28 protein-coding genes are annotated in these 26,719 nt (G+C 63.4%); 10 read left to right on the forward strand and 18 right to left on the reverse strand.

The window, feature by feature from the left end:
* Window positions 1-174: 174 nt before the first annotated feature.
* Both ACIGGF_RS17835 and ACIGGF_RS17840 read right to left on the reverse strand, forming a co-directional pair.
* Window positions 175-609 carry a hypothetical protein gene (locus tag ACIGGF_RS17835; protein WP_397522492.1) on the reverse strand — a complete coding sequence of 145 codons (435 nt, stop codon included), beginning with the start codon at window positions 607-609 and terminating at the stop codon, window positions 175-177.
* 226 nt (window positions 610-835) lie between these two features.
* A complete protein-coding gene (locus ACIGGF_RS17840; protein WP_397522493.1) occupies window positions 836-1,357 on the reverse strand; it encodes a hypothetical protein in 522 nt (173 codons plus the stop codon).
* A gap of 207 nt (window positions 1,358-1,564) precedes the next feature.
* On the opposite strand from ACIGGF_RS17840, the gene urtA reads away from it, so the two are divergent.
* The 6 genes from urtA to ACIGGF_RS17870 all read left to right on the forward strand — a co-directional run bounded on the left by urtA (window position 1,565) and on the right by ACIGGF_RS17870 (window position 7,097).
* Window positions 1,565-2,842, forward strand: coding sequence for an urea ABC transporter substrate-binding protein (urtA, locus tag ACIGGF_RS17845; protein WP_397522494.1), 1,278 nt, complete (start codon window positions 1,565-1,567; stop codon window positions 2,840-2,842).
* A gap of 90 nt (window positions 2,843-2,932) precedes the next feature.
* Entirely contained in the window at window positions 2,933-3,817 is an 885-nt protein-coding gene (gene urtB, locus ACIGGF_RS17850; protein ID WP_397522495.1) for an urea ABC transporter permease subunit UrtB, read from the forward strand.
* The gene (gene urtC, locus ACIGGF_RS17855; protein WP_397522496.1) at window positions 3,814-4,905 is read left to right on the forward strand and encodes an urea ABC transporter permease subunit UrtC; all 1,092 of its coding nucleotides are present in this window, start codon (window positions 3,814-3,816) and stop codon (window positions 4,903-4,905) included. Before urtB ends, urtC begins: the two co-directional genes overlap by 4 nt.
* Window positions 4,902-5,732: an urea ABC transporter ATP-binding protein UrtD gene (gene urtD / locus ACIGGF_RS17860; RefSeq protein ID WP_397522497.1), complete on the forward strand. Its 831-nt coding sequence runs from the start codon at window positions 4,902-4,904 to the stop codon at window positions 5,730-5,732. The genes urtC and urtD overlap by 4 nt, the downstream gene beginning before the upstream one ends.
* On the forward strand, window positions 5,725-6,417 hold the full coding sequence (urtE, locus tag ACIGGF_RS17865; RefSeq protein ID WP_397522498.1) for an urea ABC transporter ATP-binding subunit UrtE: 693 nt from the start codon (window positions 5,725-5,727) through the stop codon (window positions 6,415-6,417). The genes urtD and urtE overlap by 8 nt, the downstream gene beginning before the upstream one ends.
* Window positions 6,418-6,428: 11 nt before the next feature.
* On the forward strand, window positions 6,429-7,097 hold the full coding sequence (locus ACIGGF_RS17870; protein WP_397522499.1) for a GntR family transcriptional regulator: 669 nt from the start codon (window positions 6,429-6,431) through the stop codon (window positions 7,095-7,097).
* 6 nt (window positions 7,098-7,103) lie between these two features.
* On the opposite strand, the gene ACIGGF_RS17875 is transcribed toward ACIGGF_RS17870, so the two are convergent.
* Window positions 7,104-8,015, reverse strand: coding sequence for an ABC transporter substrate-binding protein (locus tag ACIGGF_RS17875; protein WP_397522500.1), 912 nt, complete (start codon window positions 8,013-8,015; stop codon window positions 7,104-7,106).
* A 91-nt stretch (window positions 8,016-8,106) separates the two neighbouring features.
* On the opposite strand from ACIGGF_RS17875, the gene ACIGGF_RS17880 reads away from it, so the two are divergent.
* Window positions 8,107-8,667 carry a carboxymuconolactone decarboxylase family protein gene (locus ACIGGF_RS17880; protein ID WP_397522501.1) on the forward strand — a complete coding sequence of 187 codons (561 nt, stop codon included), beginning with the start codon at window positions 8,107-8,109 and terminating at the stop codon, window positions 8,665-8,667.
* A complete protein-coding gene (locus tag ACIGGF_RS17885; protein ID WP_397522502.1) occupies window positions 8,664-9,428 on the forward strand; it encodes a class I SAM-dependent methyltransferase in 765 nt (254 codons plus the stop codon). Before ACIGGF_RS17880 ends, ACIGGF_RS17885 begins: the two co-directional genes overlap by 4 nt.
* Window positions 9,429-9,435: 7 nt before the next feature.
* On the opposite strand, the gene ACIGGF_RS17890 is transcribed toward ACIGGF_RS17885, so the two are convergent.
* From ACIGGF_RS17890 to lpdA, 11 genes are all read right to left on the reverse strand, one after another.
* Window positions 9,436-10,023, reverse strand: a complete 588-nt coding sequence (locus tag ACIGGF_RS17890) for a hypothetical protein (RefSeq protein WP_397522503.1) — start codon at window positions 10,021-10,023, stop codon at window positions 9,436-9,438.
* Between the two features lie 91 nt (window positions 10,024-10,114).
* Window positions 10,115-11,059, reverse strand: coding sequence for an MlaD family protein (locus tag ACIGGF_RS17895; protein WP_397522504.1), 945 nt, complete (start codon window positions 11,057-11,059; stop codon window positions 10,115-10,117).
* The gene (locus ACIGGF_RS17900; protein WP_397522505.1) at window positions 11,056-12,078 is read right to left on the reverse strand and encodes an MlaD family protein; all 1,023 of its coding nucleotides are present in this window, start codon (window positions 12,076-12,078) and stop codon (window positions 11,056-11,058) included. Before ACIGGF_RS17900 ends, ACIGGF_RS17895 begins: the two co-directional genes overlap by 4 nt.
* A complete protein-coding gene (locus tag ACIGGF_RS17905) occupies window positions 12,075-13,202 on the reverse strand; it encodes an MCE family protein (protein WP_397522506.1) in 1,128 nt (375 codons plus the stop codon). Before ACIGGF_RS17905 ends, ACIGGF_RS17900 begins: the two co-directional genes overlap by 4 nt.
* On the reverse strand, window positions 13,202-14,239 hold the full coding sequence (locus ACIGGF_RS17910) for an MlaD family protein (protein ID WP_397522507.1): 1,038 nt from the start codon (window positions 14,237-14,239) through the stop codon (window positions 13,202-13,204). The genes ACIGGF_RS17905 and ACIGGF_RS17910 overlap by 1 nt, the downstream gene beginning before the upstream one ends.
* The gene (locus tag ACIGGF_RS17915) at window positions 14,236-15,240 is read right to left on the reverse strand and encodes an MCE family protein (protein WP_397522508.1); all 1,005 of its coding nucleotides are present in this window, start codon (window positions 15,238-15,240) and stop codon (window positions 14,236-14,238) included. Before ACIGGF_RS17915 ends, ACIGGF_RS17910 begins: the two co-directional genes overlap by 4 nt.
* Entirely contained in the window at window positions 15,237-16,067 is an 831-nt protein-coding gene (locus ACIGGF_RS17920; protein ID WP_397522509.1) for an MCE family protein, read from the reverse strand. Before ACIGGF_RS17920 ends, ACIGGF_RS17915 begins: the two co-directional genes overlap by 4 nt.
* A gap of 9 nt (window positions 16,068-16,076) precedes the next feature.
* Window positions 16,077-16,277: a hypothetical protein gene (locus ACIGGF_RS17925; protein ID WP_397522510.1), complete on the reverse strand. Its 201-nt coding sequence runs from the start codon at window positions 16,275-16,277 to the stop codon at window positions 16,077-16,079.
* 2 nt (window positions 16,278-16,279) lie between these two features.
* Entirely contained in the window at window positions 16,280-17,152 is an 873-nt protein-coding gene (locus ACIGGF_RS17930) for an MlaE family ABC transporter permease (protein ID WP_397522511.1), read from the reverse strand.
* A 10-nt stretch (window positions 17,153-17,162) separates the two neighbouring features.
* On the reverse strand, window positions 17,163-17,903 hold the full coding sequence (locus ACIGGF_RS17935; RefSeq protein WP_397522589.1) for an ABC transporter permease: 741 nt from the start codon (window positions 17,901-17,903) through the stop codon (window positions 17,163-17,165).
* A gap of 365 nt (window positions 17,904-18,268) precedes the next feature.
* Window positions 18,269-19,684, reverse strand: a complete 1,416-nt coding sequence (gene lpdA, locus ACIGGF_RS17940; RefSeq protein ID WP_397522512.1) for a dihydrolipoyl dehydrogenase — start codon at window positions 19,682-19,684, stop codon at window positions 18,269-18,271.
* Window positions 19,685-19,798: 114 nt separating this feature from the next.
* On the opposite strand from lpdA, the gene ACIGGF_RS17945 reads away from it, so the two are divergent.
* Complete coding sequence (locus tag ACIGGF_RS17945; RefSeq protein ID WP_397522513.1) at window positions 19,799-21,829, forward strand: prolyl oligopeptidase family protein; 2,031 nt, start codon at window positions 19,799-19,801, stop codon at window positions 21,827-21,829.
* On the opposite strand, the gene ACIGGF_RS17950 is transcribed toward ACIGGF_RS17945, so the two are convergent.
* From ACIGGF_RS17950 to ppk2, 3 genes are all read right to left on the reverse strand, one after another.
* Window positions 21,830-22,816, reverse strand: a complete 987-nt coding sequence (locus tag ACIGGF_RS17950; RefSeq protein ID WP_397522514.1) for an alpha/beta hydrolase — start codon at window positions 22,814-22,816, stop codon at window positions 21,830-21,832. It lies immediately after the preceding gene.
* A gap of 223 nt (window positions 22,817-23,039) precedes the next feature.
* Window positions 23,040-23,873, reverse strand: a complete 834-nt coding sequence (locus ACIGGF_RS17955; protein WP_397522515.1) for an alpha/beta fold hydrolase — start codon at window positions 23,871-23,873, stop codon at window positions 23,040-23,042.
* A gap of 1,123 nt (window positions 23,874-24,996) precedes the next feature.
* On the reverse strand, window positions 24,997-25,941 hold the full coding sequence (gene ppk2, locus ACIGGF_RS17960) for a polyphosphate kinase 2 (RefSeq protein WP_397522516.1): 945 nt from the start codon (window positions 25,939-25,941) through the stop codon (window positions 24,997-24,999).
* A gap of 279 nt (window positions 25,942-26,220) precedes the next feature.
* Between ppk2 and ACIGGF_RS17965 the strand changes: the two genes are divergently transcribed.
* Complete coding sequence (locus ACIGGF_RS17965) at window positions 26,221-26,427, forward strand: PspC domain-containing protein (protein ID WP_397522517.1); 207 nt, start codon at window positions 26,221-26,223, stop codon at window positions 26,425-26,427.
* 76 nt (window positions 26,428-26,503) lie between these two features.
* On the opposite strand, the gene ACIGGF_RS17970 is transcribed toward ACIGGF_RS17965, so the two are convergent.
* Window positions 26,504-26,668 (reverse strand): hypothetical protein, encoded by a 165-nt coding sequence (locus ACIGGF_RS17970; protein ID WP_397522518.1) that lies wholly within the window; start codon window positions 26,666-26,668, stop codon window positions 26,504-26,506.
* Window positions 26,669-26,719: the final 51 nt, after the last annotated feature.

Consider the following 26,719-nt stretch of genomic DNA (forward strand, 5'->3'; position numbering starts at 1 on the left):
TGGCTCGGTTTTGTCGAACCCCGGCGGGCAGCGGGGACACCGCGCGGGAACTGTATGAAAAGACCTGGTTAAGGGCCGCCCTCGAGTGCTTGTGACACCCACAGGGGCGGCAGGAACTGCATCACCCGACACCAACCGGAACGCGGTCACGGCCGACGGGTCGCGCAGGCATTCCTACGAGCTGCGGCGAACTTCCAGCTGCTCGCCGACGACGACGGTCTGCGACTCGGTGACGCAGTCCAAGCGGCCGTCGAGACGCAGCGACACGTTGTACTCGCCCGGCTTGAGGGCGAACGTGGTGATGTCGATGCTCGAGATGTTGCCTTCGACGATGACGCGGTGGCTCAGCGACAGCATGCCGTTGTGCAGGATCTCGCACATCTGCCCTGGCAGCACGTTCTCGACGTGAACGGTAATGGTCTTGGGTCCGCCGACAGCCTCGATGGTGGGCTCCGGCGTGCTCGATCCAACGAGTCTGAGGTAGCTCTTGTCTCTGCGCACGGCCTCGACTTCCCTGTTAGCGTGCTCCACCGTGAGGTGAACGTCCGACGTGGTCTCGTTGGTACTTCGTGGCGCGACGAAGGGCGGATTGGTAGTGCACATCGTCATCGGCCTCGAACCGAGCCTCTCTTTACATCGGGCGCACGCCCGACCGCGTTACTCACCCGCGCCCGACCAGCCCTGCAACAGCCGCTGACACCGGACAAACGTGATGTCATCGGACAGAACATACCTCCCGGGCGGCAGATCTGCGAACGGACTGATCGAAACCGACACCTTTACGCATCTTTACGTCCTGTAACCAGCAGGTTTGGAACGATCCACAGGACGCATGTCATTTGTTTGGGTCGAACCCGAGCAACTCGGCCTCCTCGGCGGCCCGCTCGGCCTCTCGCACCTGACGCTGTCGATTCTTGATACCGATCACTCCCGCTGCGAAGCCCACCGGTGCCGCGATCGCCGCTCCGATCAGCATCGGCCCCGGATTGCCACCGCCGTAGTGCGCGAGTAGGCGTAACGCCGCTCCCGGCCCACAAACGAAGAGCAGCAGTCCCGCGAACACCAACCGTGCGCGTCGAAGTTTCTGCGAGGCATACATATCGATCCCCCGCGCCTTGGCGTATCCCAACACCACGAACGACACAGAGGTCAGCACGAGGAACACACCGAGTGCCACCCAGGCCCCGGTGACGCCGGCCGCGAACGGGAGAACAGCCCCGGCGATCGACCCGATCCACAGGAACGACTGAAATCCGACGGCCGAGGCCTCGTTCCAGATATCGCGCCGGAGCTCGTCGGCGTAGAACTCGTCGTCGAGGTCTCCGACGAACCGAGCTGCTCTCACGAAGGCACTCATGATCGATCCTCCTCGTCGTGTGTGGACATGGTGAAAGTCAACTTGGCTTGTCAAAAAATGTCAAGAACAATTGTCATTCGACGGCTTTTACGTCCACGTAACGCGGGAAACAGACTCGTCACCGCGCAACATACCCACGCAATAACTTCCCTTTACTGTTCGCAATCGCGAATACACCTCTGTATACAAACTCCGAAAGGCCCGTAGATGCCCGCTGTCTCGAAGCGAAACTCCGTCAAGCGCGTCATGGTCGTTCCCGCAGCCCTGGCTGCATTGAGCCTGGTCGCGACCGCCTGCGGCAGCAAGGCGAGCGACACCACCTCCGCCGAGGGTGGCGGCAGCACTGCCACCTCCTGTGTGGACACCTCCGGTGACACCATCAAGGTCGGCTCGCTCAACTCACTGTCCGGCACCATGGCAATCAGCGAAGTGACAGTGCGTGATTCGATCGCACTGGCCGTCGAGCAGATCAACGCAGAAGGCGGAGTCAACGGTAAGCAGATCGAGATCGTCGCCGAGGACGGCGCGTCCGAGCCGACCGTATTCGCCGAGAAGGCCGAGAAGCTGATCAGCAGTGACTGCGTCGCAGCAGTATTCGGCGGCTGGACCTCGTCGAGCCGCAAGGCCATGCTGCCCGTGTTCGAGGACAACGATGCTCTCCTCTACTACCCCGTGCAGTACGAGGGGCTCGAGGCGTCGGAGAACATCTTCTACACCGGTGCCACCACCAACCAGCAGATCATCCCGGCCTTGGATTATCTCAAGGAGCAGGGCGTGAAGTCGCTGTACCTCGTCGGCAGCGACTACGTCTTCCCGCAGACCGCCAACCGCGAGATCAAGGCCTACGCTGCCGCCAACGACATCGAGATCAAGGGCGAGGACTACACCCCGCTCGGCTCGACGGACTTCTCCACCATTGTGAACAAGGTGCGCTCGGCCGACGCCGATGCGGTGTTCAACACCCTCAACGGCGATTCGAACGTTGCCTTCTTCCGCGAGTACACCAACGCGGGCCTGAAAGCTGCTGATATGCCCGTCATCTCGGTCTCCATCGCCGAGGAGGAAGTTGCGGGTATCGGTGCGGCCAATATCGTCGGCCAGCTGACTGCGTGGAACTACTACCAGACCGTCGACAGCCCCGAGAACACCACGTTCGTCGCCGATTACAAGGCCAAGTACGGTGCCGACAAGCCGACGTCGGACCCGATGGAAGCCGCGTACACCTCGGTCTACCTGTGGAAAAACACCGTCGAGAAGGCCGATTCCTTTGCCGTGGCCGATATTCAAGCGGCGGCCGACGGCGTGAGCTTCGCCGCCCCCGAGGGTGAGGTCGTCATCGACGGCGACAACAACCACATCTCCAAGACCGCCCGCATCGGTGAGATTCGCGCCGACGGACTGATCTACACGGTGTGGGAGTCCCTTGAGGCAATTGCACCCGACCCGTTCCTCGAGACCTACGACTGGGCCTCCGACCTCAACTGACCCAGAGTGCCTGCGGCAGTGGTGCGGTTGAGCGCCCTATAGGGCACCTAACCGCACCACTGCCGTAGGCACCACCGAAGGAGCTCCCCCATGGACGTCGTGATCGGACAGTTGTTCACCGGCCTGTCGATCGGATCGATTCTCTTGCTCGCCGCCCTCGGGCTCTCGCTGACGTTCGGTCAGATGGGCGTCATCAACATGGCACACGGCGAGTTCATCATGGCCGGTTCGTACACGGCCTACGTAGTGCAGCAGATCGTCTCCACCGGCGGCGCTTCACTGTTCATCTCGCTGATCGTCGGCTTCCTCGTCGGCGGCGCCATGGGTGTGCTGCTCGAGGTCACCCTGATCCAGCGCATGTACCACCGACCACTGGACACCCTGCTCGTCACGTTCGGCGTCGGGCTCATCCTGCAGCAAATCGCGCGCGACATCTTCGGTGCCCCGGCGGTCAACGTCGTCTCCCCGGAATGGCTGAGCGGTGGCGTCGACATCCTCGGTGCCGTGGTGCCCAAGACGAGAATTTTCATTCTCTTTCTCGCGGTCGTCGCCGTACTCGCACTGTCCATCGCGTTGAAGAAGACCGCGATGGGTCGACGCATCCGCGCGGTGGTGCAGAACCGCGATCTCGCCGAGACCTCGGGCATCTCGAGCAGAAGAACGGACATCTCGACGTTCTTCCTCGGGTCGGGCCTGGCCGGCGTCGCCGGCGTCGCGCTCACCCTTATCGGCTCCACCAGTTCCACTGTGGGACAGAGCTATCTGATCGACGCCTTCCTGGTGGTCGTCGTCGGTGGCCTCGGCCAGATCAAGGGTGCGGTGATCGCGGCCTTCGCCCTCGGCATCCTCAACTCCTTCATCGAGTACAGCACCACGGCCTCGATCGCCAAGGTCATCGTGTTCGTGCTCATCGTGATCTTTCTGCAGGCCCGCCCGCAGGGCTTGTTCGCCGTCAAGACAAGGAGCCTGGTATGAGCGAGTTCATCGCCAAGCGCGGCGCTCTGCTGGGGTTCGCGCTCGCCGCGATCCTGCTGTTCGCCGTAGCTCCCGCCGTCCTCAGCGAATTCCGGTTGAATCTGCTGGGCAAGTTCATCTGCTACGCGATCGTGGCCGTCGGCATCGGATTGGCCTGGGGCCGAGGCGGAATGCTCACCCTCGGTCAGGGCGTCTTCTTCGGCATCGGTGCGTACATCATGGCCATGCACCTCAAGATCTCCGACGCGGACCTGCGCGGCGACACCGTACCGGACTTCATGTCCATTGCCGGTATTCGTGAATTGCCCTCGTACTGGTTGCCTTTCACCTCACCCATCACCACGATCCTGGGCATCCTGTTCGTGCCCGCCCTGGTGGCCCTGGTGCTCGGACTCGGTGTGTTCAAGCGTCGAGTCAAGGGTGCCTACTTCGCGATCCTGAGCCAGGCACTGGCAGCGGCATTCGCGATCCTGCTCATCGGTCAGCAGTCCACGGGCGGCTCCAACGGCCTCAACAGATTTCGCACGTTCTTCGGGTTCAACCTCAACGACCCCGCCAACAAGCAGATGCTGTTCTTCATCGCCGCCGGCGTGCTGCTGGCCGTCGTCGCCATCACCCGCCAGCTGATGTACTCGCGCTACGGCGAACTGCTGGTGGCGGTTCGTGATCAGGAAGAGCGTGTGCGCTTCCTCGGCTACGACCCGGCGAACGTCAAGATCGTGGCCTACGTCGCCGCGGCATTCTTTGCGGGACTGGCAGGGGCGCTGTTCGTTCCGATCGTCGGCATCATCTCCCCCAACGACGTCGGAATCGTTCCGTCCATCGCGTTCCTCATCGGCGTCGCCATCGGCGGCCGCACCACTCTGCTCGGCCCGGTTCTCGGCGCGCTCGGCGTTGCGTGGGCACAGACCACACTGTCCGAGCAGTTCCCTTCCGGCTGGACGTACGCGCAGGGTCTGTTGTTCGTCGTGGTCGTCGGATTCTTCCCCGCCGGTGTCGCCGGCTTGTTCGCGCTCCGTAAACGCAAGAAGCAACCCGACCCCGAACCCGAGTCGAGCGACGAGCCAGAAAAGGAACTCGCACGATGATCCATGTCGAAGGACCGCAACCCACGTTCGGCGGAAACGCCGGTATGTCGAGTCAGTACCTCGAAGTTCGAGACCTGACAGTCAGTTTCGACGGTTTCAAGGCCAACACCAACGTCGATCTGACGCTCATGCAGGGCGACCTGCGCTTCCTCATCGGGCCCAACGGCGCAGGCAAGACCACGCTGATCGACGCCATCACCGGCCTCGTCCCGGCCACCGGCTCGATCACCAAATCCGGCGTGGAACTGCTGGGCAAGAAGGTGCATCAGATCGCCCGTCTCGGCATCGGCCGAACTTTCCAGACAGCCAGCATCTTCGAGAATCTGACGGTGTTGCAGAACCTGGACATCGCTGCCGGATCCGGTCGGTCCGTATTGACGATGTTGCGCCGACGCGGGTCGGTACTGCCGCAGATCGAGGAGGCTCTCGAGACCATCGGCCTGACATCGGAGCGCGACAAGCCCGCCGGAATTCTCGCGCACGGCCAGAAGCAATGGCTGGAAATCGGAATGCTGTTGGTGCAGAACGCGGAAGTGCTTCTTCTCGACGAGCCGGTCGCCGGCATGAGTCACGAGGAGCGCGAGGAAACCGGCAGGCTGCTCCAGCGCATCGGCGGTGAACGCACCGTGGTGGTGGTCGAGCACGACATGGACTTCATGCGCATGTTCGCCACCTCGGTGACGGTATTGGCTGCCGGACGCGTTCTGGCCGAGGGCACGGTGGCCGAGGTACAGGCCGATCCGAAAGTCCAGGAGGTCTATCTCGGTACCGCGGCTGCGGGCGAGGAACTCGACGGCACAGCAGAAAAGGGAGCCGGTCATGCTTGAATTGATCGACGTCAGAACAGGTTACGGCCGCAGCGAGGTTGTTCACGGTGCCTCGCTGACGGTGCCGGCCGACGGGGTCGCAGCGGTGATGGGCCACAACGGTGCCGGCAAGACCACTCTGCTGCGCGCAGCAGTGGGATTGTTGAAGGTCAACTCCGGCAAGGTCATGTTCGACGGTGAGGATGTCAGCGCGTTGCGTCCCAGCGCCCGCGTCGCCCGCGGACTCGCCTACGTGCCGCAGGGCCAGCAGTCGTTCGGCCAATTGACCACGGCCGAGAATCTGCAGGTCGTCGCCGACGGTCGCAAGCGCGGCAAAGCCCTCGTGGACGAGGCACTCGATCTGTTTCCGGCGTTGAAGGAGTTGCTGGGTCGCAGAGCAGGATTGCTCTCGGGTGGTCAGCGCCAGCAGCTCGCGATCGCGCGGGCGCTGATCACCGAACCACGAATGTTGATCCTGGACGAGCCGACCGAGGGCATTCAGCCGTCGGTGGTCGCCGAGATCGAACGCACCATCCTCGAGCTCACCCGCCGCGGCGGCCTCGGAGTGTTGTTGGTGGAGCAGCACATCGGATTCGCCCTCGAGTCCGCGCAGAAGTACTACATCCTCGAGGCCGGCCGCATCACCTCGACCGGTGTGGGCGGAACCGAGTCCGAGGCCGACGTCCGCGCAGCCATGGCAATCTGACCGGACGCATCGTGCCGCGCAGGGACCTTCGCGAGAAGGTCTATTCGTCACTGCGCCGGGATCTCATCTCCGGTGCCATCAGCTCCACGGAACGGCTCGGCGAGGAGCGTCTCGCCGAGTTGTACGGGGTCTCACGCACTCCCGTGCGCGAGGCCCTGGCACGGCTGCAGTCCGACGGCCTCGTCACTCGCGACGAGGCCGGTGTGCACGCCTATCGCCCTCGGCTGAGCGACCTACCCGATCTGTACGAGCTGCGGGCCACACTCGAGGCCCGTGGCATCACTCGGTCGACCCCGCAGTCCTTCGATCGGGTATCACTGACCACTCTGTTGGATACCTGGACCGCGCTCCGCACCGACCCACCCGCGACGACCGACGACCTGGTGGCGATGGACGAGCATTTCCACGTCACCTTGCTTGCCGCGTCGGGAAATTCGGCTCTGACCGATGCCCTGTGCACGGTCAACGCCAAGGTGCGTCCGGTGCGGATACTCGGTGGACTCGATGCAGCAGCCATCGTCAGCGCCATCGATCGACACGTCGAGATCGTCGAACACGTTCTCGCCGGCACTCTCGATTCCGCCCTGAAACTGCTGCTCGCACATATCGACTGCTCACGTGACCGAGTGGTCGAGCGGGCCGAGCACGCGGCGGCTCTGGCGGGCGCGGTCCGCATGTGAGTCGGCCTACTCCGAGAGAATCCGATCGATGTCGTCCAGCACGGTCTGTCCACCCATCGGCCCGACGCCGGTGATCCAGTAAGACAGGTCCACCGCGTGCGGATCGGGTAGTACCGCAGCGTTGGCGGTGATGGCTGCCGGTATCGCAGCGGGGTCGGACGGGTCGTCGGCGGTGACGACGATCAGGTCTGCTGCCGCCTGTGCCGCCAGTTCGGTGGAGAGGTCGACGGAGATCTCGTCGGCCCATTCCGGTCGCGGCGGGGTGGTGAATCCTGCGCACTCGAGGGTGCTTCCGGCGAACGAGGACGGTCCGTAGAGCGTCAGTTCGCCGTTGCGCGGCCTGATCAGTTGCGCCGTCTTCCCGGCGGTGTCGTGCTTGTCGGCGATCTCGGCGCACCGGTCGTCGTAGGCGGTGAGCAGTTCATCCGCCTTCGCTTCCTTGCCGAGCGTGCGTCCGACGAACCGGACGTTGTCCCGCCACGGATCGGACTGGGATGCCATGAACACCGTCGGTGCGATGGCGGTGAGTTGGTCGTAGTACTCGGCGTGCCGAGTCTCGGTGCCGAGAATGAGGTCGGGTTGCAGGGCTGCGATGTCCTCGATGGTCGGTTCGGCAACTGTGCCGACGGTCGCGATCCCTGCCGCGTCCGTACCGAGATACGACGGCACTCCGCTCACCTCGCTGAGCACCGCGGTGCCGACGGGCACGACGCCGAGCGCGACGGTGGTGTCGAGCTCGACCGGTTCCAGGGTGACGACGCGCAGCGGAGTCTCGGGAACGTCGATGGTGCCTCGGACGGTGTCGATCGATCTGGTTGCGCCACTCTCGGTGGTCGCCGCAGTAGAGGAACACGCCGTTGCGGCGAGCGCCACGATGACGAGGGCGAGCCCAGTGCCGCGGGCAGTGAACTTCGTCATGGGTCCTCCGGGAGTTGGTTGTACAGAGTCATGAAGAGGGTAGCCTAGCCTTTGGCTACCCGATGACGATCCGACGACCAGTCGGTACGGTGTGACTGTGACCACTCCACGCATTCCGTCCGGAACCGCCAAGACACTCGGACCCGTCAACTGGGTCATCTGCAAGGTGATCGCCAAGGGCGCGGGGGTGCCGAATCCCCACCTGTTCACCACCCTCGGTCGCACCGGCGGCTTGTTTCGAGCGTGGCTGTTCTACAGCGGGCACCTGATGCCCGGCGGCAAGATCTCACGCAAGGAATCGGAAATGGTGATCCTGCGTGTGGCCCACCTCCGCGACTCCGCATACGAAATGGACCACCACATTCGGCTCGGCAGACGCGCGGGAATCGACCGGGATCTGCTGCATTCGATCATGACCGGACCGGACGCTCCGGGATTGTCGACGCGCGAACGCACCATTCTCACAGCGGTGGACGAGCTGATCGAGACCAAGACACTGACCGACACCACGTGGGCCGAGCTCGCGACGCAGTTCGATGAACGCCGCCTCATCGAATTCATGCTTCTGGTCACCCAATACGACGGCCTGGCAACAACTCTCGGCACACTGCGCGTCGAACGTGACTACGGCGATCGGCCGCCACGGCGATGAGCGAGACACCCGAGACAGCATTGCGCCGCGCTCTCGAGATGATCGAGCCGGAGATGCTGCGAGAGTCCGCTCGCACCGACGGCGGTTACGTCGAACTGCTGCCGGACGTGCCGGCACCGAACCCGTCCCCGGCAAGTATCGCGATGAACAATCGTGTGGTGGCTGCGATCTACGAGAAGCTGTGGCGTCCGTTCGGGGTGTCCCTGATGGGCATCGCCGGCATGTCGATGTCGGCCGAGCGAGCCAAGGCTGTTGCCGATCTGCGGTTACGCGGGCCGCAGCAGGTACTGGACGTGGCCTGCGGCCCCGGTAACTTCACGAAGTTCCTGTCCGAGGCTCTCACCGGTGACGGGCTCGCAGTCGGGTTCGACATCTCCGAAGCCATGATCGCCCGGGCAGTGCGCGACAACCGCGGACCGAGAGCCGCATACGTGCGCGGCGATGCGGCGCACCTCCCGTATCCGGACGCCGCATTCGACGCCGTATGTTGCTACGCCGCACTGTATCTCGTTCCGGAGCCGATGGCGGTGCTGGACGAGTCGATTCGCGTCCTGCGTCCGGGTGGACGGATCGCCATCATGACGAGTTGCCAGCCCGGTCCCGCACCTCTCGGTTCCATGGTGGGCTTCGGAACCGGCCTGGCGGGCGTCAGGATGCTCCCGAAAAATCAGTTCACCGACGCCTTCGCGGCCGCAGGAATGACCGCCATCGAGCAGGACATCCGCGGTCTCGCCCAATTCGTCAGCGCCACCAAAACGTAGACACCGATCAGCTTTTCGGACCGTAGTCGTCGACGATCCACCTGCCGTCGTCTTCCGACACGGTCACGGACAGAATGTTGGCAACCGAACCCCCGTCGGGCGTCTGCACGTTTCGGGTCTGCTGCTCGGCGTACACCGAGATCTTGTAGACCCCGTCTGTCTCGGAATCGACTGCGGCCGACAGCGCCTCACCCGTGGCGACAACCTGCGACTCGGTCATGATGGCAGTCAGCGCATCACTCACCCCGTCGTAGCGGTCCTGCAGAGGTTGCGCCGCTCCGTCTTTGACACTGGCGAAGAAGGCATCGAGGTCGTTGTAGTCGTACGTCAACGAACGGCTCGTGTAGTCCATGGCTGTGTTCAGGGCGATCTGACGATCGGTCTCGGCCTGGCGCTGAGCGCTCAGATCAGCGGAAGCGGAATACCAGAGGTAGCCGAACACCGCCGCAGCGACGACGGCGAGTGCGGCCACGACGACCGCTACTGTCACAGCCTTCGACCTGCCGGGTCCTGGTACGGCAGCGCCGTCGGACGCCTCGACCTTCTCGGGGGGTGCTGCGGGTGCCTCGGCGGACGCGGGTGCGGTGTCGGTCATCGGGTGTCTCCAATGTCGGGAAGGTATTCGGTGGATCGGGGTACAACGGTGAGTGCGGTCAGTTGGTGAGTGCGGTCAGTTGTGAGTGCGGTCAGTTGGGGATCGTCACTGCCACGCGAGCAGGTCCGCCCTGAGGGAAGGTGCCACCGAGCAGGTCGATGATCTTGCCCGCATCCACCCGAAGTGGCTTGATCGGTGCGGTGAAGGGCTTCAACAGAGTGGCGATCAGGGCGAGGTCGGGAGATGTCGGAGTCAGGTAGCTGTCGATTTTCGTGATCAGAGGTCCGATCGGGTCCTTCCAGACATCCGAGGCGACGTAGGAGTATTGCTCGAAGCCCTGTAGCAGACTCGATACGCCTTCCCCGGTCGATCCCACCCACGGCCCCGCGTCGCTGAGCACCGGCCCGTAGCCGTAGGCCTTCCGACCCAGTTGTTGGGCGTTGTCGTACAGGTGCTGAATTTCGGCCCGCTTGTCATGCAACGTCAGAGCCAGGAGGCGGAACGTCGAGACGAGATTGTCGATATCGGGATCGCGCCCGTCGACCGCGCGCGCCGCGGTGTCCGCCAGACCGCCGAGCGCCGAGGTATCGAGTTGTGCCACAAGGGCATCCACCTTGCCGAGGGTGTCGCTGACCGTAGCAGATACCACGGTCCGATCGACGTCGATCACCGCACCGTCGGACAGGTACGGCCCCCCGGAATGTCGTGGTCGAATGTCGAGGTACTGCTCCCCCGCCGCCGACAGATTGGCGACGACGACATCGGAGTCGACCGGGATGTCATGGGCGGCATCGAGAGCCAACGCCACGTCGAGCCCCTCGGCGGTGACGGCGATGCTCTCGACCTTGCCCACCTTCATCCCGCGCGAGGTCACCTGCGAGGTGTCCATCAGCCCACCGGACGAGGCGAGCCGCACTGTGACAGAGTTGTATTCGCGCCGCGGATCCATGTCGAGAACACCGACGGTCATGTATCCGACCCCCGCCACGGTCAACAGCAGCAGGCCCACGAGTGAGAAGACGGTCGATCTGGTCATCGGACGATTCCTATCGATCGCAGCACGCCGATCATGTCGTCCGCACGCGCACCCGGGTCGTCCGGTCCCGAAACAGACGCGATCCGAATGTTCGGAGTTGCGGAGAAGAACGGAACGAGTCGCTCGCGCAATAGCGCGTCGACTTTCGCAACGTTCATCGGAACGGTGGTGTCGGCTCGCGAGACCGTCATGATCGCCGGCAGGATGATGCCGATCGCTCCGCTGAGTTCCTCGTACGGTGGTCCGAGCACATCACCGACGTTCTGCGACATGTACCCCAGCGCGAAGATGAGATTGACGACGGAGAACAGCACTTCCGACAGCCCCTCCGCTCGAGACGGACCCAGATCGAGCACGCGGGTCAGTCCCGACTCCTGGGTGATGATGGTGTTCGAAACCCCCTCTGCCGCAGCCAGTATGCGATCGATGTCTGCGGTGTTGGATCCGAGATCGGAGATGGCCACCCGCGCCGCGGTGTTCACACGGTCGAACACCAGCGGATCCTGCGGCACGGCCGCGTTGAAGTTGTTCACCGCTTCTTGCAGTTCCACGACATGACCACCGGTCACCACATTCGACAACCCGCGCAGGACGTCTTCCACATTGTCCGCGGGGACGGTGTGATCGAGAGGAATGACATCCCCGTCGACCAGTACTGCAGTGCTCGACGGGTCCTTCGGTGGTTGCAGCGATATATAGATCTCGCCCAGGATGGTGCTCTGTCGCAGTTCGGCGACGGTATCCCTGGGCAGCGAGACGTTCGCTGCGAGATCCACTGTGGCGACGGCTCTGTCGTCGTCGAGCGTGACGTAATCCAACACCCCGCCTTCGACCCCATCGACGATGACCTTCGCCTTCGCCGGCAGGTTCAGCACACTGGCGAATTCGATGTCCACGGTGTACTTGTCGCCGTCGACGTAACTACCGGGGATAGGGAGATCGACCGGGTTCGCACTGCACCCGGCAAGCGATACCGCGGATGCGAGCACCAACGCCGCCACTGTCGTCGTCCTGCTCATCGCCATCCCGCCGATCCGAGAATCAACTGCACCAGTCCGACGTCGATGACGTCGCCGCGCTGCTGATCGGCGGAGCAGGTGGGCCGATACTTGTTGATCAACGCGCAGATCTCGTTCGGTGACGCCGTTGCGATCTCGAATTTCGGTGGGTGGTAGGTCAATCGGCCGGCCCGAAGGTCCTCGTCGTACATCGTGACGAGTGCGTCGCTGACGGCGGGAACTTGTTCCAGGATGTCCTTGATGTCCCCGACGCGGCCCAGCCCGACGTCCACGATGGGAATCAACTGATCGAGGAATCCGTAGATCTTGTCGCCGTACTTGTCGAGCTGGCGGGCGAGGACCGGAATGAGCTCGACCGACAATCCCACGGCACCGCTGAATTCCGTGGTGAACTCCGTCAGGGTGATCATGCCGGCTTTGAGATTGTCGAGCAGTTTCGCCACGTCCGGCCAGTTGACGGCGAAGACGTCGACGAGCTTGTCGATGTTGTCGATCAGTCGACGCACGGTCGCGTCGCGATCGGTAGGCTCCCCGGCCAGCACCGACAGTTGTTGGATTGCCGAATTGACCTGCGGCCCCGAGCCGTCGAGTGCACCGTCGACCGACCGCAGCGCGTCACCCAGAATTTCTCTGCGTTTGCCGTACTCGTCGGCGGGCCCGAGTAGGTCGGTTGCCAGCTTGGAGACCGCATCGAACGTCTCGCTCACCCCGAGCGGTGTTCTGGTGCGCTCGAGAGGAATGCACTCGCCACGATCGAAAGTCTGCCCCTCCGTGTACGGCTCGGTGAATTCCACGTATCGATCGGTGACGATGGACGAGGACATCGTCACCGCTCCGACGTCGGCAGGCAACGGAACGTTCTCGTCTACGTCCATCGTCACCAGCACCCCGCCGGCCACGCTGTTGTCGTTGGAAATCGATGTCACGGTGCCCACGTCGACACCGAGCATCTTGACCGAGTTGCCCTCGTACAATCCGACCGTGTCGGTGAATTCGGCGCACACAGTGGACGTTCGAGTCGTGACGTCGACGACCCCGCTGGCCGACGCGACGGTTGCGGCCACGGCAACGATCGCCACCAGCGATACCCCGACGACGACCGGTCGCGACACTCGTGCGCGCATCAGCACGCCTTCCCTGGAAGTGGTACACACACGGTGGCACCGCGCACGACGCTCTGCGACTGATCGATCACGGGGCCGTCCTGATTTCCGTTCGCCACCAGAGTCGAAATCTGGTCCGATGCCGTCTTGATCTGGGTCAGTGCGGAATCGAAGTTGCCGAACTGTGCGAATGCCTTCTGGACTATTTCTTCGAGCTGGACCACCGACGGTTCCACTCCGTCCGCGTATGCGATCAACGGTCGATGGAACAGCTCGAACAACCGCTTCAGCAGATCGAACGCACTGACCACGGACGTGCGCTTGTCGCCGAACCCTTTCGTGAGCGTTCCGAGTTGGCGCACCAACTCGTCCAACATCAGCTCGTCGGACGACAGCGCCGCGGTGTACTCGTCGGACACGGCAAGGCCGCGCTCGAGTTGCTCGGAACGCTGCGCGATGAGGTCGGTCAGCTGGGTGAGGTTGTCGACCACTCGACGCGTCGACTCGGGTTGAACCGTGAGGGCCTTGTCCACCTCGGCGACGGTTGCGCGGAGCGTGGCACCGTCGACGTCCCTGATCAACGGTGTCGCCTGTTCCAGGGTGGCGGACAGATCGAATGGCGTCTTGGTGCGCTCCTTGGGAATCGGCGCGTCGTCCAACGGTCGATCGCCGGTGGGATCGAGCTTGACGTAATGGCCGCCGATCGGCGTCAGCAGTTGCACCGAGACGCTGGACGTATCGCCGACGAAGACGTCCCGGTCGATTCCGAACGTCACGTCCACGTGGTCACCGGCCAGAGCGACCGTCCGGACGCTACCGACTCCGATGCCGGCGACTCTGATCTCGTCGCCGGACGCCAGGCCGCCGGACGTCCCGAAATGTGCGGTGTACGTCTTCTTCCCCAGCGGCACGGCGTACACGGCACCGGCCGTGAGCAACAATGCTCCGGTGACGCCCACGCCGACCACACCCCACAGCAGGTGACGACGATTCTCCGACTGCTCGTCGCGCACACCTTTGCGCAGCGGCGTACGACGCCCGCCCTGCTTGCTCGTCATCGGCACACCACCAGCTTCTGATTGCCGAGAAGGATCTGTCCGATCCCCGGGATGTCTTGTTGCCCTTGACTACACGTGTAGGTCTCGCCGGGCCCTGGGATTCGCTGATTCAGCGATGTCAGTAGGGACGGCGCGAGTGCGAGCAATTCCGTCACCTGATCGGTCTGTGGAATCAATCGGCGTAGCGCCCCATCGACCGGCGCGTAGCCACCGTCGTAGGCGTCGCGAAGTTGCTCGGCCAGCCCCACCAGTGGGCCCAGACCGTAATTGGCCTGGTCGAGGGACGACAACACGTGCTCCATCTCGGTACTGAGCCGCGAGACCAGTGACGTCAGCTGCTCCACGAGGCTCGCCACCGAGGCGGACTTGCCGCCGATGGTCTGCGAGATCTGCCCGAGATTGTCGATGAGCAGGGCGATGATCGCTTCACGCTGGTTGGCGAACGTGGTGATCGAGTCGATGTCCTTCAATACCGGTGCGATGCCACTGCCGTCGCCCTGCACCATGCGAAGTATGTTCTCGCCGAACAGGTTCAGCTGGTCGGTGTCGAGGGTGTCGAAGATCGGCTGGAACCCGTCGAACAGCTCGGTGATGTCGAAGGAGGGCACCGTGTTGTCGAGGGGGATGGCCGATCCGGCGGGCATGACGTCTCCGGAGGCCGTACCGACCTGCATCAACTCGACATAGCGCTGGCCGAGCAGGTTCTGGTATCGCACCGCGGCCTGCGTCGTGTCGTAGACCGCTCGATTGCTCTCGATATCGAACGTGACCGTGGCGGTGGTGCCATCGAGTTCGACCGCGTTCACCTTGCCGATCTGCACCCCGGACATCCGCACGTCGTCGCCCTCGTACAAGCCCGACACGTCGTCGAACGAGGCGGTGTACGTCGAGGTGGGTCCCGAGACCGGTGTCCGAAGCGCTGCGACGACAACATACCCGCACACCATGACGACCACCGTGAACACCGCCAGCTTGATGGCGGTTCCGCCGACTTTGATCACTGTTCGGCCTCACTTCGGTAGGCCGCCACCGAGTCCGCGAGATTCGGCATGGTCGCGGCGATGACGTCGAGTTGAAGCTGCGGGGCACCGTCGACGAGCGGGAACGCATCGGCCACCCCGTCGAGCACGGCCGGAATGCGGTCGTACGCCGGCGCGAGGGTGCCCAGAGACGCGGTGATCGGGACCAGCAGATCCAATGTGGTGGACAACAGCTTCGCCAAATTGGGGTTGTTCGTCTCGAGCATCTTGCCGAGTGGATAGAGCAGTTCGTTGCTCAGACCGTTGATCGCGTCGAGAGTGCGCTTTCGGTTGTCCATCGGCTCGTAGTAGGCGCTGTTGTCCACCACGCCCACCACCAGATCCAGCAAAGGCGGAATCAGGTCGTCGATGCCCTGTCCCAGTTCTCCGCCGCGATGCAATTTGAGTGACAGTGGATCGATCTGGTTCTCGGCGAGCAGTCGGGCAGTATCGAAGTAGGGCTTCAGGTTTCCCGATATGTCCGACGAGATTCTGGCCAGCAGACCACGCAGCCGGTCGACCTGATCGGAGTCGAGCACCTCGGTGAGCGCTGCCACTCGGCGAAACACACTGGTGACCGTCACGTTGACAGAGTCGGGAGCGATGACGAGGGTCGAGGTCTCTTGCAGCGCCGAGCCGGTGCCGTCGGAGAGAAGTTCGATTGCCGTCGAGCCGAAGATGTTCGAGGACGTGAACTGCGCCTCGGTGGTATCGGTCAATTCTTTCGATTGCGCTGCGTCGATGGCCAGTTCGAGTCGCTGACGGCCGAAGCCGAGAGTCTCGACCTGCTCCACCGAGCCGATCGCCAACCCACGGAATTACACTTCGGCACCGGCAGTGAGACCGTCGCCCACGGTGGCCGCATCGACGGTCAGATCGAAGGTCGAGTCGAAGTAGCCGCGCGCATAGGCCGTGAGCAGTACAGCGACTACGGCGATGAGCGCCACCACCGCAATGCCCCTCGCCCGCAGGGTCGCAGGGCCGGCCGACCTGCCCGACAAATCTTCGAACACTGCCATGACTACCCCGAAATCCTTATGCCGGAATCGAATCCCCAGAGCACGATCGTCAGGATCATGTCCAGCACCACCACCGAAATCAGACTCGCCCGAATCGCGCGACCCGACGCACGACCGACGCCCTCGGGACCACCGGAGGCGTAGTAGCCCTGGTAGCCGTGGATCACGATGACGGTGACGACGAAGATCGTCGCCTTGAGCAGCGACCACACCACGTCCAACGGCTGAAGAAATGCGGTGAAATAGTGCTCGTACGTACCGGAGGACTGTCCGTTGAACACATTGACGATCACCTGGCAGGAGAGGTAACTGAGAATCAGCGTCAGTAGATACAGCGGCACGATCGTGACGATGCCGGCGATCACCCGCGTGGTGACGACGAACGGGATCGACCTGATGCCCTGGGCTTCGAGAGCGTCGATCTCCTCGGAGATCCGCATCGCCCCGATCTCGGCGGTCATCCGGCAACCGGCCTGTGCGGCAAAGCCGATGGCCGCCACCATCGGAGCGAGTTCCCTGGTACTGGCATAGGCGGAGACGAAACCGGTGAGCGGCTCCATGCCGACCATACCGAGAGTGTTGAACCCTTCGATTCCGATCGAGGCACCGAGCGCGACGCCCAGCACGATCAACACCGAGACGGTGCCCCCGCCGACAACGAGAGCTCCACTGCCCCAGGTGATATCGGTGAGAATGAGGAGCATCTGCCGACGGTAGGTGCGAACGGTGTGCGGAATCGCAGCAAGCACCTGCACGCAGAACGTCAGTTGATGGCCCAGCGATTGCAGCAGCAGACCGGGTCCCCGCACCACACGTCGTGTGTAGCGGGCCGCGACACGGGTGCCGTACGGACTGTGCCGGGACGGAGTTGCCATCGGTGTCTCGCTATCCGATCTTCTGCGGCATGAACATGACGACGAGCTGGGTGATGACCACGTTGACCGTCGAGGCCGCGATCACACCGATGACGACGGTGGCGTTGACCGCATTCGCCACCCCGCGCGGACCGTCGACGGCGGAGAATCCCCGCTGGCAGGCGACGATGACGACGATGATCCCGAAGATCTCCGCCTTGACCAGTGCCACCACGAGATCTCCGACGGACGCGAAGGACCCGAACGAGGAGATGTAGCTGCCTGGAGTCCCGCCCTGGAAGCCGACGTTGATCACGTAGCCGGCGGTGATCCCCATGAAGATGATCAAAATGCACAGCAGCGGCGCGACGAACAGAATCGCGGCCAATCGCGGCACCACCAGGCGTCGCACCGGATCGATGCCCATGGTCTTCAGAGCGTCGATCTCGTCGCGAATCGTGCGAGCTCCCAGGTCTGCGGCGATGGCCGATCCGGCTGCGCCTCCGAGGAGCAGCGCCGCGACGATCGGTGCCCCCTGACGAATGACGCCGAGTCCGCCTGCGGCACCGGCGATGGAGGTGGCACCGACCTGGTCGGTCAGCGAGCCCACCTGAACCGAGACGATCACGCCGAACGGAACGGACACCAGAATCGCCGGAACTGCCGTGACGGTGACGACGAACCACGCTTGCTCGATCGAATCGCGCCACGGATGACGAAGCCGTGCGATGTCGCCGAACAGATACGTGAACGCATCGAGAGCGAGTTCCAGAGCTTGCCCGAACGTACGAAACCCGGACGACACCCGCGATCGCGGCGCGCCCGTGACACTCGAACGAGTCGACAACGCAGCTCACCCCCACCCCTGGATTGCGAGACGCCCCCGCTGCCTCGCTGCTCGCACCGAACCCCTCGGTACGTCGCTGAGGAAATTAGCAGCTGCAGATGATTCGAGTTGACGTTTTCCTCAGTGCGGGGCATATGAGTATTCACAAGATCGACGCACCGATCCCGTGGCGAAAATCGAACCTGCCGAAACCGCCACTGTTGTTTCGATATTCGAGCAACACCCGGGAACGAAACGAACGGCGGCGACCACCGAAGTGGTCGCCGCCGTTCGTCGTTCCTGGTGTGGGATCAGAAGTTGATCATGTGGCCGGCGAGGCCGTGGATCGCTTCCTGCAGTGCCTCCGACAGCGTCGGGTGCGTGTGGACGTTGCGAGCCAACTCGTTGACCGTCAGGTCCCACTTCTGGGCCAGGGTCAGCTCGGGCAGCAGCTCCGAGACGTCCGGTCCGATGAGGTGTCCGCCGAGCAGTTCGCCGTGCTCGGTGTCGGCGATGAGCTTGACGAAGCCCGTCGCGTCGCCCAGTCCGTGCGCCTTGCCGTTGGCCGCGAACGGGAAGTTCGCGACCTTGATGTCGGAGCCACGAGCCTGCGCCTCTTCGCGCGCCTGGTCCTCGGTGAGACCGAAGCTGGCGACCTGCGGCTGGCAGAACGTCGCGCGCGGCATCATGCGGTAGTCGTCGATCGGCAATGTCTCTGCGCCGCCGATGGTTTCGGCAGCCACCACGGCCTGAGCCTCGGCCACGTGAGCGAGCTGCAGCTTGGCGGTCACGTCGCCGATGGCGTAGATGTGCGGCACGTTGGTCTGCATCGTGTTGGTGATACCGATGGCACCGCGATCGGTGAGCTCGACGCCGGTCTTCTCGAGGCCGAATCCTTCGACGCGAGGAGCGAAACCGACGGACTGCATCACCTTGTCGACGGTGAAGGTCTCGCTCTCACCGGACTTGTTGTGCTTGATCTCGACGGTGACCTTGGAGCCGTCGTCGTCGATGCTCTGCACACCCGCGCCGGTGATGACCTTGACGCCGAGCTTCTTGTACTGCTTCTCGATCTCCTTCGAGACGTCCTTGTCCTCGTTCGGGAGCGCACGATCGAGGAACTCGACGATGGTGACGTCGACGCCGTAGTTCTTCAGTACGTAACCGAACTCCATGCCGATGGCGCCGGCACCGACGATGAGGATCGACCCGGGAAGTTCCTTGGTCATGATCTGCTCTTCGTACGTGACGACGTTCTTGCTCAGCTCGGTTCCCGGGAGCAGCTTGGTCGTACTTCCGGTCGAGATGATCGCGTTGTCGAACGTGATCGTCTCGGTGCCACCCTTGGTCAGCTCGACCTCGATGGTGTTGGCGTCGGTGAACGTGCCCTTGCCGTCGTACTCGGGGATCTTGTTCTTCTTCATCAAGAAGTGAATGCCCTTGACGCGTCCGTCCGCGACCTTGCGGCTGCGGTCGAATGCTGCGCCGAAGTCGAAGGACGCTTCACCCGAGATGCCGAACAGCTTGGCCTCTTTGGTGAACAGATGCGCCAGCTCGGCGTTGCGGAGAAGGGCCTTCGAGGGGATGCAGCCGACGTTCAGGCACACACCGCCCCAGTACTTCTTCTCGATGATGGCGGTGCTGAGTCCGAGTTGTGCGGCGCGGATAGCAGCGACGTACCCACCGGGACCGGCTCCGAGGACAACGACGTCATAGTGTGAGGTCACGAGTCCCCAGCGTAGTCGTGCCCTCCGACACTGTCTCGACCTGGTCTTCGTTACCAGCCGGTAGCCCCGCGTCCACACTGCACCCGACCGCGGGTGTGCTGCTAGAACTGTGGAATGGCTTTCTCGGACGACCCGTATCTCTGGCTCGAAGACGTCACCGGCGAGGAGCCTGTGAACTGGGTCCGCGATCGCAACGCGGTGACCACCGAAGCGCTGGCCGGAGAGCGATTCGATACCACCGTGGCAGGCGTACGCGAGATTCTCGACACCGATGCTCGCATTCCTTACGCACGCCGCCGTGGGCAGTATCTGTACAACTTCTGGCGCGACGGCGAGCACGTCCGCGGCCTCTGGCGTCGAACCACGATGGACGAGTACCGCAAGGACGAGCCCGCGTGGGACGTCCTGCTCGATCTCGACGCTCTGGCCGCCGCCGAGGGCGAGAACTGGGTGTGGGGCGGCGCGCAGGTGCTTCGGCCCGATCAGAGACTGGCGCTGATCACCCTCTCCCGCGGCGGGGCCGATGCCACCGTGGTCCGGGAGTTCGACATCGACTCCCGCATGTTCCGCGCCCCCGAGGACGGCGGTTTCGCGCTACCCGAGGCCAAGACCGACATCGGCTGGATCGATGCCGGCACCGTGTTCGTCGGCACCGATTTCGGGGACGGTTCACTGACCGACTCGGGCTACCCGCGGATCACCAAGCGGTGGCGGCGCGGGACTCCCCTCGCCGAGGCGGAGACCGTCTACGAGGGCGAAGCGCAGGACATCTCGATCTCGGCCTGGCACGACCGCACTCCAGGATTCGAGCGAGACTTCGTCCAGCGGGCCACCGATTTCTACAACTCCGAGACCTACGTGCTCGACGGGTCCGCGCTGACCCGGATCTCGACGCCCACCGACGCGTCGACGTCGGTGCACCAGAACTGGCTGGTGGTACGGACCATGACGCCGTGGACGGTCGGCGACACCACCTACCCGGCCGGCGCACTCCTGGCCGCCGACTTCGAGGAATTCCTCGCCGGCACCACCTCTCTGCTCGTTCTGTTCGCTCCCGATGCGCACACCTCACTGCACCAGTACGCCTGGACGGAGAACTATCTGCTGCTGGTGACGCTGCAGGACGTGCGCACGCAGTTGCATGTCCTCGACCCTCGTGCGCGTTTTGCGTACCTGGAGGGGCGCACGACGGAGCTGACCAGCACCGACATCATCGGCACCGACGGGGAAGAGAACGGGGACGAGTTCTTCCTGTCCTCCTCCGGCTACCTGACTCCCGCGACGCTGCTGCTCGGCAAGGTGGGGGACGACGTCGAGATTCTGAAGCAGGCCCCGGCGTTCTTCGACGTCGACGGCATGACGGTGGAGCAGTTCTTCGCCCGTTCCGACGACGGCACGCAGATCCCCTACTTCGTCGTTCGCCGCGCCGACGCCGATCCCGGTCCGACGCTGCTCTACGGCTACGGCGGCTTCGAGATCTCGATGACGCCCGGCTACAGCGGCGCTACCGGACGGGCCTGGCTCGAACGGGGCGGCACCTACGTGGTGGCCAACATCCGAGGCGGCGGCGAGTACGGACCGGAGTGGCACACCCAGGTGCTTCGCGCCGGACGGCACCTCGTCCACGAGGATTTCGCCGCCGTCGCGCGGGATCTGGTGACCCGAGGCATCACCACCACAGCGCAGTTGGCAGCGCAGGGCGGAAGCAACGGTGGCCTACTGATGGGCATCATGCTGACGAAGTACCCGGAACTGTTCGGAGCGCTGGTCTGCCAGGTACCGCTGCTGGACATGAAGCGGTATCACCTGTTGCTCGCAGGCGCGTCCTGGGTGGCCGAATACGGCGATCCGGACGATCCCGAGGAGTGGGAGTTCATCTCGCAGTACTCCCCGTATCAGAACGTGGTGTCCGCGGCCGAGCGCCGGTACCCACCGATCCTGATCGCGACGTCGACCAGGGACGACCGCGTCCACCCCGGACATGCTCGCAAGATGGCCGCCCTGCTGGCCGAACTGGGCCACGACGTGAGCTATTACGAGAACATCGAGGGCGGGCACGGCGGGGCGTCGGACAACGCGCAGCTGGCCTTCAAGACTGCATTGACCTACGAGTTCCTGTGGCGGCACCTCGAACGGGTCGGATGATCACTCCGCGAGAGCGGATTCGAACATCGGCCAGGAGTTGTGCAAGTCGGTCTCCCAGTATCCCCACGAGTGCGTGCCTCGGTCGCGTAGCTCGAAGTGGGCCGGGATGTCGAGTCGTTCCAGGGCTGTGCGCAGACGCCGAGTGCAGTCGCCGGTCGCCACCTCGATCACACCGCCCACCACCATCTGATTGAGCAGCACGAAGCCGGGTCCGTTCGTATTCGTGCCGTCCAGAGTGTCCGATGCCCCGGCCAGGCCACTGCCGTTCGAGACGTACAACGCTGTGCCGCGAAGACCTTCGGCGTTCACCACCGCGTCGTTGCGAGTCCACTCCGGACCACCGTCCGGTCCCCACATGTTCGTCACGTTCGCACCGAGCGCCATGGACACGACCGTCTTGACGTATGCCCTGCCCAACGGATCGGTCGTCGAAGCACAACCGCTGTACGAACCGACTGCCTCGTAGAGCCCTGGGTTCTGGATCGCCAGATTCAGTACCGACGTGGCCGCCATCGAGATCCCGGCAATTGCGTTGCGTCCGTTGGTCTTCAGCAGCTCGTCGATCAGCGGCGGCAGTTCGTCTGCCAGGAACGTGGCCCACTGGTTGCGGCCGAGCACGGGATCGTCGTGCTGCCAGTCCGCGTAGTACGAGTAGGCCCCACCCACGGGCGTCACCACGTTGACGTTCTTGTCGGCGAAGAAGGATACGACGTCTGTCTGGGTGTGCCAGTCCATTCCGTCGGTTCCACCGCCCGCGCCGTTGAGCAGGTACAGCGTGGGGCTCGGTGCCGTCCGATCGGGTGAGCGCAGAATCTTGAGCGGAATGGTTCGATCCATCGCGGCCGAGTGCACGAATGCGGTCATGGCCACGTCGTCGGCGGCCTCGGTACGCACTACGTAGGACGACGGCGACGTAGCGGATGGGGCAGCATCGGACGGAGAATCGGACGGCGCGGCGTGCGCGATCGGGTGCACCAGGGCCGTCATACAGACGACCATCCACAGGACGGCCGATCTGCGTCCCGTCGCCGAGCGAGCGATCCTCGTCCCACCCTGTCGTCGACGAATTGAATCCCCCACGCCGTACATAGTCGTGCTCACTAACGTCGCCGAACAATTGTTGGTTCAACAGCTTTCTACACCAAAACGGACCGGAAGTATGCAGAAATGGCGAATAGCGAGCAATAGGCCGAAAGTTAATTCATGTGAACTACTTGCGGATCCACGCGGCGACGAGGTCGGCCACCGCGGTGGGGTTACGAATCCAGCCGTTGTGGCCCAGCGGCTCATCGACGTGCGCCGAGGTGACATCCGCACGGACGAGTTTGCGGACGAGATTGTCCATCGAGCCGCGAGGCGCGAGGTCGTCATCTTCGATGGTCACCGCCAGCACTGGAAGCGTCAGACGGCCCATGCGCTCCTCGTAGTCCATGTCCGCCCCCGCCGGCACGATCGATCCGGAGCGAGCGAAACGGGACCAGTCGTCGATGAGCACGCGCGACTGACGGCCGAAACCGCCGACACCGATGCGATCACCCGGCCAGAAGCCGGCGATACTGCTGGTGATCGCCATGGCGGCCGCGCCGACATACAACGGAACGCCGCGCGTCGTGCCGAAGCCGCGGTGATACGGAGACCCGGACGCCACCAGAATCAAGCCGCCGAGCCTGCCTCGAATGCGGGCGGCGTACATCGAGCCGAGCTGACCGCCCATGCTGTGACCGAGAAGGTAAGGGGTCGCTTCCGGGAACTGCTCCCGAACCACCTCGAAGATCGCCGGGAGATCGACCGACACCAGTTCGTGATAGCCGTACCGACTCGCCGAACTCGGTTTCGGCACACTGTCGCCCTGACCACGTAGGTCGCCCGTCGTGGCGTGAAAACCACGCGCGACGAGCGCCTCGGCGAACAAGCGGTAATAACCCCCCGGAATTCCGAGACCGGGAAGAACCACGATCACCGGAGCATCGTCACGACCTTCGCCGGGAAACAGAGACACCGGCACCGTCGAACCGTCGGGCATCTGAATGGGAACCGTGTGCATCGGCCCACCCTATGACGTGGGCCCGTGGAGTCGACTAGAGGATGATCGGGTGAAAGCTACCGGTCGAGAAGCTGAACCAGAGCAGTTGACTGTTGATGAACCCGACTATGGACTCGAGCATGATGGCCCCCTGTGGTGGCGTCGATGCCCGGTGCATCGGCGATGAAGCTCAGGTCTACCCGATCGCCGGCGGATCATCCACTGGTAGAGCACTTTCCGGTCGAACGAATGACACTACAAACGACGACACTACGAACGACGACACTTCGAACGACGAGAGCCGGGCCCGACGGTACGTCGGATCCGGCTCTGGTCGTGGATCTGTTCGTGCAGGTGGAAAGTGTGAAGCAGCTGGACCGAATCAGGCCACCGGGCCGGGGATTTCGAGGACGCTCGAGCCGCTACCTTCCGAACTACCGAGAGCGAGCAACTGCAGCAAGATGGCGAGCAATTCCATGAGAACTCCTTGTAGAGAGGGGGATTCGATGCGTGGAGTGCATCGTCACAGGTCCGTGAACGACAAGCTCCGATCGGCCGTTCGGGCCGGGGCGTGTCAGTCGGAGGAAGAACTGATACCCGAGAAGAGCTGGAGGAGGATCGAGAAGAGGTCACCGAGTTCAGCGGACATGCGACAGGCTCCTAGTTAGAGGGGGTGGTGCAGATCGAAGGTGACGGTCGTCACTTGATTTCCTCTGCAAGAAGATTTCTACCCGGTCTCATCACGTTCTGTACACACATTTGAGTCTAAAAGTCGAAAATCTTGGTGAGCTGTCACAAAACGGTCACGACGCCGTCACCGATGCCGGTGTCGCGGCCGCCCCCGACGGCGACCGCGACTGTTGCCGACGAATTACGCGGCGCTACCCGACGTCAGCACGCCGACGATCTGCTCGACGATCGCATCGACGATGCCGTCGTAGACGCCGGTGGCAATGTCGGTGAAGAACTGCGCTGCTGAACCCATGAGAACTCCTGATACTCGTACGTACAGCCGTAGGAGATACGGCCTTCTTCGTTCCTACCGCACACCGAGCTTCGGTGCAGTACTCGGTACCAACTCGAGGCTCCGAACAGAGCGCGCCGCAAAGACACACCGGACACGTCACTGGTTGCGGACCGAAAACTATTCTCCGATCACGTCTTTCGCGCGGCCCACCAGCAATGGGTCTGTTTCGCCCACTATTTCGGGATCTTTGTTGGCATAGTCGAATTTGTTGAGCACGAATCGCATCGCGTTGATGCGGGCACGCTTCTTGTCGTTGCTCTTGACGACCGTCCACGGTGCCACGTCGGTGTCGGTGGCGCGAAAGCTCTCTTCCTTGGCTGCGGTGTACGCGTCCCACTTGTCCAGCGAGGCAAGGTCCATGGGTGAAAGCTTCCATTGCCGCACCGGGTCGACCTGACGAATGGCGAAGCGGGTGCGCTGCTCGTGCTGCGACACCGAGAACCAGAACTTCGTCAAACTGATGCCCTCGTCCACGAGCATCTGCTCGAACAGTGGTGCCTGCCGAACGAACTGAGCGTGCTGCTCGTCGGTACAGAAGCCCATGACGCGCTCGACCCCTGCCCGGTTGTACCAGGACCTATCGAACATCACGATCTCTCCGGCGGCAGGCAGGTGCGCGATGTAGCGCTGAAAGTACCACTCCGTCGACTCGCGGGCCGATGGCTTCTCCAGCGCGACGACGCTCGCACCGCGCGGGTTGAGGTGCTCCATGAAGCGCTTGATCGTGCCGCCCTTACCGGCAGCGTCACGGCCCTCGAAGACGATCACGTGACGTCGACCGGTCTCCTTGGTCCACATCTGCAGCTTGAGCAGCTCGATCTGCAGCAGGCGCTTCTCGAGGTCGTATTCCGCCCGGGTCATGCGCTCGTCGTACGGGTAGTTCTCCCGCCAGGTATCGACGACGTGCCCGTCGGGAACCGTCAGCAGAACGGGATCGTCGTCGTCGGAATCGTCGACGACGAACCCCGACGTATCGGCAAGATCCACGGCCGTGGTGACGTCGAGCAGGTCGCTCAGGTTGGTGCGCGGAGCCTCACCGTTGCGAAGATCGTTGGCGGTCATGCGCCGAAAGTTAGTGCTCCTCGGTGACCGGTCGATGGCGAGTCGATGAACACCCGGCGTATCCGAAGACACGGACAACGCTTCCGGTCCGCAAGGGGGACGGACCGGAAGCGCCCGGTACATCGACCGTAATCCTCTCGGTCACAGCGGGTCCAGCGTCTCGGCCGTAAAAGTCGGTGTGCCCGTTCGGCGCTCTGTTTCGGCCTGTTCGCTTCTCGGGGTCGATATGGGTGAAAGTCCCGATGTGCGCACAGGTGCTGATGACGCAGACTTTTCACCATGACATTCGAGAGCGGATCACCCAGAGAATTCACACGTTCCAGTTCGCAGAACATGATCGGAGGTGTATGCGGCGGCGTGGCAGAGTATTTCGGCTGGGACGTCAACATCGTCCGGCTCGCCACCGTCGCCGGCGCAGTCCTCACCGGCGGTACCGTCGTGCTGATCTATCTCGCTGCGTTGATGCTGATGCCTCGTCGTGCATGACGGTCGCACGACGACACCACAGTCCGAACACGACGAAACCCCGGACCTGAACTTCGGTCCGGGGTTCGGCAGTCGACTAGCTTGCGGCGCTGGAGATTCCCTCGGCGCTACCGGTGAACAGTCCGGTCAGCGCCTCGGCGATGCCAGCAGAGATTCCGTCGGTGATTCCGTCGGTGATGGGGCCGAGGATGCCGCCGTCTTCGCCGCCGCCGAGCAGACCGAGAATGAGATCGAGAAACATGAGGGGGTACCTTTCGAGGGCGTGTCAGAGGCCTGAGTCGCAAGTGTGACC

The sequence above is a fragment of the Rhodococcus sp. NPDC078407 genome, from assembly GCF_044542515.1.
Taxonomy (GTDB): Bacteria; Actinomycetota; Actinomycetes; order Mycobacteriales; family Mycobacteriaceae; genus Rhodococcoides.